This is a genomic window from Citrobacter sp. TBCS-14, from assembly GCF_005280805.1.
Taxonomy (GTDB): domain Bacteria; phylum Pseudomonadota; class Gammaproteobacteria; order Enterobacterales; family Enterobacteriaceae; genus Citrobacter; species Citrobacter gillenii.
Window position 1 is genome coordinate 770 of the sequence record NZ_SZWM01001064.1, and the last position, 243, is coordinate 1,012.

1 protein-coding gene is annotated in these 243 nt (G+C 53.5%); it reads left to right on the top strand.

The window, feature by feature from the left end; genetic code table 11:
* On the top strand, positions 1–243 hold a 243-nt coding region (locus FDX22_RS30245), incomplete at both ends, for an MFS transporter (RefSeq protein ID WP_186805455.1).

Below are 243 nucleotides of genomic sequence, written 5' to 3' on the forward strand. Positions count from 1 at the left end.
ATCCCAATGTCATTCGTCCAGACGTCCTGGCAGCTAGGCGTGCTGCGCTTTTTACTGGGTGCCGCTGATGGCGCATTGCTGCCTGCCGTACAGACCTTGCTGGTGTATAACTCAACCAACCAAATCGCCGGGCGTATCTTTAGCTACAACCAGTCGTTTCGTGATATAGGCAACGTTACTGGGCCGTTAATGGGAGCTGCTATATCGGCAAATTATGGCTTCCGTGCCGTCTTCTGCGTCACC